General features: G+C 66.1%; 6 protein-coding genes. 1 reads left to right on the top strand and 5 read right to left on the bottom strand.

Annotation, left to right across the window (positions count from 1 at the left end; translation table 11 throughout):
- Positions 1-450 precede the first annotated feature (450 nt).
- From ACFWY6_RS44180 to ACFWY6_RS44170, 3 genes are all read right to left on the bottom strand, one after another.
- Positions 451-753 carry a hypothetical protein gene (locus ACFWY6_RS44180; protein ID WP_384703198.1) on the bottom strand — a complete coding sequence of 101 codons (303 nt, stop codon included), beginning with the start codon at positions 751-753 and terminating at the stop codon, positions 451-453.
- Between the two features lie 554 nt (positions 754-1,307).
- Positions 1,308-1,430: a hypothetical protein gene (locus ACFWY6_RS44175; RefSeq protein WP_384703195.1), complete on the bottom strand. Its 123-nt coding sequence runs from the start codon at positions 1,428-1,430 to the stop codon at positions 1,308-1,310.
- An 87-nt stretch (positions 1,431-1,517) separates the two neighbouring features.
- Positions 1,518-2,006 (bottom strand): single-stranded DNA-binding protein, encoded by a 489-nt coding sequence (locus tag ACFWY6_RS44170; protein WP_384703192.1) that lies wholly within the window; start codon positions 2,004-2,006, stop codon positions 1,518-1,520.
- A gap of 302 nt (positions 2,007-2,308) precedes the next feature.
- Here ACFWY6_RS44170 and ACFWY6_RS44165 point away from each other — a divergent pair, with 302 nt between their 5' ends.
- The gene (locus tag ACFWY6_RS44165; protein ID WP_384703189.1) at positions 2,309-4,096 is read left to right on the top strand and encodes an IS481 family transposase; all 1,788 of its coding nucleotides are present in this window, start codon (positions 2,309-2,311) and stop codon (positions 4,094-4,096) included.
- A gap of 175 nt (positions 4,097-4,271) precedes the next feature.
- Here ACFWY6_RS44165 and ACFWY6_RS44160 read toward each other — a convergent pair whose 3' ends face one another.
- Positions 4,272-4,484 (bottom strand): hypothetical protein, encoded by a 213-nt coding sequence (locus tag ACFWY6_RS44160; RefSeq protein WP_384703185.1) that lies wholly within the window; start codon positions 4,482-4,484, stop codon positions 4,272-4,274.
- Positions 4,481-4,816, bottom strand: a 336-nt coding sequence (locus tag ACFWY6_RS44155) for a hypothetical protein (RefSeq protein WP_384703182.1), incomplete at its 5' end; no start/stop codon positions are given. The genes ACFWY6_RS44155 and ACFWY6_RS44160, both read right to left, overlap by 4 nt.

Here is a 4,816-nt window from a genome sequence, read left to right as displayed (position 1 = left end):
GTGTCACCGGCGCACGGTGGCACACCCCGACTTCACGGAAATCTTGCCGGGGCCACGTTGGGGCGTACGCCGACAAGCCACGAAGAACGACACAGCACCCCGGTGCGGCTGCTGCCCGAAGGCAGAGCACGCACCGGGGTGCTGGGGAAGCCGGAGCCGCGGAGATCTCCAGGGACACGCCACAGGGATCATCTGCAGCGCTGAAGGAATCGAACCTTTTCCGCGGTCGGTCTGCACGGCGTGCCAACTGGCGTACGCCGACGATCAGTCGACGCACTATGGGTTCGAACCGCTCCGTGCAGAAGTCTGTGGCGGGTCTGTTGTCGATCGCCCGGATCAGCTGTGCTGATGACTCAAAAACAGTCGGGGTCTGGCCGGCAGTGGGGTCAGATCCGGTTGAGGGAGTCGAAGAGCAGGCCGCGCCAGCGGGCGCCCCCGGAGGGGGCGGGTTTACGAGCTGTGGGCGGCGGTGTTGGGGCACGCGGCGTGGTCGAGCGTTCCCTTGCCCCGGCAGACGGGACAGCGGGTGTTGAGCATGTCCAGCAGCAGAGCGTTGAGGGCCTGGACGGTCGCGGCGTGGGTGCGCTGGTCGCGGTCGTGCCCGATCGCGGCGGCCTTCAGCATCCTGCGGGCGAAGAGGTCGATGGCCTCGCGGATGCCTCCGACGCTGCCCAGGTCCAGGGCGGCGATCTCGGTGTCTACGGGCTGCTGGCGGGGACGGCGGGCGTGGACGGTCGGGGTGGTAGTGCTCAACGCGTTCTCCTGTTCGGGCGAGTTAAGTGGATGGTGCCGGTGGTGGTGAGTTGGGCGGGCACGGCCCCGCAGGGGCACCGACACCGACCGCCGAAACTTCCGTGCTGCGCCGACGCGCTGTCGTCGAGCCTCCAGTCCATCGGCACGGATCCCGTCGAGCGGCGGGAAAGGATCTCTGGCGACGTGGAGCAAGACCAGCGCGGGACTGATTTTCTGCAGGCGGACGAGTTCCGTCTGTGCCCCTGAACAGGTCGGGGAGCAGCGGGGCGCAGTCCAGGGGCAGCAGGGATGCCGCGGTGTCAGCGGGGGTCCGCGAACTCCTCGTCGCGAAGCAACGGCCCAGCTCGTCCCGAATCCGGATCGCCAGGCTGCCCTTCGGGAACGCGGCCCGCGCCGCCGCGAGCGGGCCTCGCTCGGCCCGCTCGGCTGCCTCGACACCCGCATCCCCCAACACGACAACGTGGGCCTTCAAGACCACAACCAGGTCCTGAAGGCCGACGCCACGCAGGCCAGAGGCTGGACCGTTGTCGGCGTCGGCCAGGCGCGCAGGTGGGTTACTTGTCTCGCTTGCCGGTGAGGTTGATCCGGACGCGCGACTGCGGCTTGGTCTCGGCGGTCTTGTCTTGCGGCTTGGGGGACTTGCCGATGAGGTTGATACGGACTCGGGACTTGGGCATGTGCTGCTCCTTCGTGTGGTGAGGGCGATGGGGTCCGTTCTGTGAGCTCGACCAGGCCCGCCGGGAGGGGTGAAGTTCTATAGATCGTCAAGCGGTCTGAAAGGGCAGCTGCTCGTCCTGCACGGCGCTGGCGTGCGCGACGGCCGGAGCGGCAGCCGCGACGGGCTCGGTCTGTGCCTGCAGGCTCTGGTTCTGGGCCTCGGCCTTGGTGACACGCTCGGCCAAACGGGCCTGGGTGGTCGCGCGTGACTCCAGGAAGGAGATGTTCTGGATCTCCAGCTTGACCTCGAAGACCTCCACACCGTTCTTGGTGTAGCGGTTCAGGCGGGGCTCGTAGCTGAGGCCCACCAGGTCACCCTTGTGCACGTGGGCGAACGGCCCGGTGCCCTGCGTCTCGGCACGGACGAAGGCCTCGAAGGGCAGCGCGTCGGAGATACGGTTGCCCTGACGGTCGGTGTAACCGCGGTCGACGAAGGCGGTGAGCATGACCTTCTTGGAGCCGTCCTTGTTCTCGAAGACCTTCGGGTCGTTCGCCAAGCGGCCGATGACGGATGCGGTGCTGTTCGGGTTCGACATGATGGATTCTCCTTGAACACAGCGCAGCGCCCGGATCGACGTCGTCGTCCGCGCGCAGTTGGGTGGGTTGTTGAGATGTTCAGTTGTTTGTCATGCCACCATCCGGATCAGCTTCGCTGATCAGATGATGTCCTCTTCCAGTGCTTCTTCCGCATCAGCTGCGCTGATCGAATGCCTTGTCATTCTGACGTGTGCAGTCCCAGGAGTTGCTTGACGTCGTTGTCACTGGAGTTGTTTGACGGTCGCAGGAGACTTCTGACGGTCCGGACACATCTTTTACGGTCGTACCTCGTTGAACTGACATGGGTGAGATATCGGGTGCTGACGCTCCCGCCGAGGACTGGACGGTGGAGCATCGGTTCCGGGCGGTGGTGGAGGTCCTGGATGGATCGCCGATTGCTGAAGTGGCTCGCCGGTACGGCACGTCGCGCCAGTCCGTACATACCTGGCTGCGGCGGTTTCGCGAGGGCGGTCGGGAAGGGCTGAAGGATCGCTCCCGCAGGCCCCACACGTCGCCTTCGAGGGTTCCGGTCGACGTCGAGCTGCTGATCTGCCAGTTGCGGCAGACCTATCCGAAGTGGGGCGCCCGGCGAATCTCCCACGAGTTGACCGCACGGGGCCTCGCGGATGCGCCGGGTCGGTCGACCGTGCATCGCGTCCTGGTGCGCAACGGCCTCGTCAACCGCCAGGTCCAGGTCCACCGACGCGTCTACAAGCGGTGGCAGCGGGACGCCCCGATGCAGCTCTGGCAAATGGACTTGATGAGCGGGGTGTTCATCGCGGATGGCCGCGAGTGCAAGCTCGTCACCGGGATCGACGACTGTTCCCGGTTCATCGTGATCGCCAGCGTGCTCATCCAGCCGACAGGACGGGCCGTCTGTGAGGCGTTCATCGCGGCAATGCGGCGCTTCGGGGTTCCCTCGGAGGTGCTGACGGACAATGGCAAGCAGTTCACCGGCCGCTACTCCAAGCCCTTGCCTGCCGAGGTCATGTTCGAGCGGGTCTGCCGCGAGAACGGCATCACGCAGCGGCTGACCAAGCCTAGGTCGCCGACGACAACCGGCAAGATTGAACGATTCCACAAGACGTTGCGGCGCGAGATGCTTGATCATTCCGGTCCGTTCGCGGATCCGGTGGCAGCGCAGGCGGCGATCGACGCCTGGGTTCACGCCTACAACCACACCCGGCCGCACCAGTCGCTCGAGATGGCGACTCCGGTGCAGGTATTCCGCCCGCACCCACTCGCCCCGGCCTCCCACCCAACGCTCGGCACTGCTCCGGTCGAGTCGGACAGTGACCAGGCTGAAGCGATGCGGCTGCCGATGCTCCCACCGCCAGGCTCCTCGGAGGACGAACTACCGCTCCAGTCGGTGGAGTTCGAATCCGTGATCCGGCCGAGCCGGCACGTCACCTTGCCTCGGCAGCGCAGCCTGAAGTTCAGTCCGAACCTTGTCGGCAGGACCGTCACCTGCTGGGTCAGCCACCACACCGTGCACGTCCTGCTCGACGGCCAGCTGATCCGGACTCGCTCCATGTCCTTCACCGATGCCGACCTGCAGTGGCTGCTCTTGCGCGGCGGACGGGTCGGCGGCGCCGAACCTCAAGGAGGCATCAGTACGGACAAGCCGCTGGCTCCCGCCGCGGTCGTCGAGGTGGACCGCAAGGCAACCAAGGACGGCGTGGTCTCGCTCGGGAACACGCCCGTCGCCCTGGGCACCGACATGATCGGCAAGCAGGTCACCCTGCGATTCGACGGCAGCATGATGTATGTGATCCACGGTGGACTGCTGGTCAAGACACTCGCCGCCCCAATCCCACACCAACGACGCGCGAAGCTGACGGGGGCGAGAGTCGCCACGACGCTACTGCCTCCTCCGCCGTCTCAGGCCCCACGAGCGATTCGCCGGGTCGGGGCCGACGGCACCTTCGCCGTTGCCCGCCAAAAGCTACGACCCGGCATCGCGCACGCAGGGAAGACCGTCACCGTGATCATCGAGGAGACCTGCTTCCGCGTCCTCGACGGCGACGTCGAGATCTCCACCCATCCTCGAAAGACAGGGCCGGGCCAGCGGTTCATCGCCTCCCGCTGACCGTCAACCATCACCTGGAACCGTCAAGCGACCACCGAGACACCGTCAAGGATGTCCCGAGACCAACCCGTCAAGCATGTCCCCGGACCTCACATTTGGGGAGAACTGCAAGACCGTTGACATCATTCCGAGTCCCGAATCGGCTTCGCTGATCAGACTCGCGCTCCTCGCTGAGTTACCGACCACTCCCCCGACCAGACCCCCGACGTGATGCCCGGATGTCCCGCAGCTCGGCCTCCACCTGCTCCTCTCTGGCGGTGTCGCCCTTCTTGCAGGCCAGCCGATAGGAGTGCTCGAGATCGGCGATCCTGCCTCGGCGGACGACCGCCAAGGTGAACCAGAACAGCGCCAGGACCAGGCCGACCGCGATGAGGATCCCGACGCTCACAGCGTCACCTGAACCGCGTAGGCCGTGGAGCCGAAGGGCCCGACGGTGAGCGCGCGCACGGGCTTCACCAGACCCGCCTGAGCCAGGCGAGCCGTCAGACCCGAGTGCTCGGACCAGTCCTTGATGAAGACGTTCCCGGGCTCGGGCGCGAGGCCGTAACCCTGCAGGCAGATCGAGATGGGCTCGGCGGGCCCCTCGGCGTCTTCGAGCTCCAGCACGCGGTGCTCGTCGTCGTGCACTTTTCCAACCGCGTCTTGAGTGACCGGGTAATCCGTTAGGGCTCTTTCTGAGGCCATGCCGTTCTGCTTAACCGACTGCATCGGTTGTCTCCA

It is taken from the genome of Streptomyces sp. NPDC059037, from assembly GCF_042740015.1.
Classification (GTDB): Bacteria; Actinomycetota; Actinomycetes; order Streptomycetales; family Streptomycetaceae; genus Streptomyces.
Note: the sequence above shows the minus strand (reverse complement) of the source record. Positions and strands in the feature narration are given on the sequence as shown.

What these genes read in the sequence shown, in the direction of transcription:
- ACFWY6_RS44175 (WP_384703195.1), bottom strand. Translation starts at nt 1,430, where the DNA reads ATGCCCAAGTCCCGAGTCCGTATCAACCTCATCGGCAAGTCCCCCAAG.
- ACFWY6_RS44170 (WP_384703192.1), bottom strand. Translation starts at nt 2,006, where the DNA reads ATGTCGAACCCGAACAGCACCGCATCCGTCATCGGCCGCTTGGCGAAC.
- ACFWY6_RS44165 (WP_384703189.1), top strand. Translation starts at nt 2,309, where the DNA reads ATGGGTGAGATATCGGGTGCTGACGCTCCCGCCGAGGACTGGACGGTG.